Source organism: Rhodovulum sp. 12E13 (assembly GCF_003340565.1).
Taxonomy (GTDB): Bacteria; Pseudomonadota; Alphaproteobacteria; order Rhodobacterales; family Rhodobacteraceae; genus HLUCCA09.
On record NZ_QPLK01000078.1, the window covers coordinates 1 to 772 of the forward strand.

At 69.3% G+C, this 772-nt stretch carries 1 protein-coding gene; it reads right to left on the reverse strand.

The features are described 5' to 3' along the window. Positions 1-126: 126 nt before the first annotated feature. Positions 127-762, reverse strand: coding sequence for a DUF6441 family protein (locus DLJ49_RS20900; protein ID WP_115395441.1), 636 nt, complete (start codon positions 760-762; stop codon positions 127-129). Between the last annotated feature and the right edge of the window lie 10 nt (positions 763-772).

The window sequence follows — 772 nt, forward strand, 5'->3', positions numbered from 1 at the left end:
CGGCTGTAGCGTTTCACCCATGGCGTGCTCCGAGGGCTGCTGTCGGACTTGGTGTAGCAACTTGATTCTACAGAGCTTTCGCGGGCACGCCAGCCATTACCCCCGATTTCGATGAATAAGGCGGGGTCACAAGTGTCTACTCACCACCCAGTTCGCCACGATCAGCCCCGGCACGCTGTCATGCGCCCGCTCGGTGTCCCGGTCTAGATCGAGCCGCTTCGGCAGCTTGACCTGCGGGACCAGCAGGAAGATCGGCGCTGTGACCTGGTTGCGGCCGGTCTTCGCGCGTGAGGCGACCGCCTGGCCGCGGGTGTTGATGCGGGCCCGGTCGGCGACGAGCAGGCTCGGTCCTCGCCGGCGGTAGACGAAGCGCAGGCGCAGTCCGCGCCGTCGCTCCCATTCGCCGGGAGTGATCTTGCCGCCGCGCAGACCCCGTCCGGCGGCGGGCGTCGGGATCGCGAGCCAGAAGCCGGTTTTCGAACGGATCAGCGGGCCGGTGTCGTGCGCGCCAACGATGGCGGGCGCTTTCGACCAGACCAGCGACGCCGCGCCGATGCTGGTGGTGCCCTTGGGCCATGTCTCCGCGCGAATGCTTTTGGCGAGCCGCTGGCCCAGCCCGGCGCCGGTGATCTGGCGGCGCCAGTCGGTCTTGAGCTGCCCGCCGGCCTCGCGCATCGCCGTGGTGACCGCGCGCTCGCCCGCCTTGATCTCCGCGGCCATGAGCGCGGCGAGGTCCGGGGTGACGTCGAGCTTCAGCTTCATGCCGGGCGGA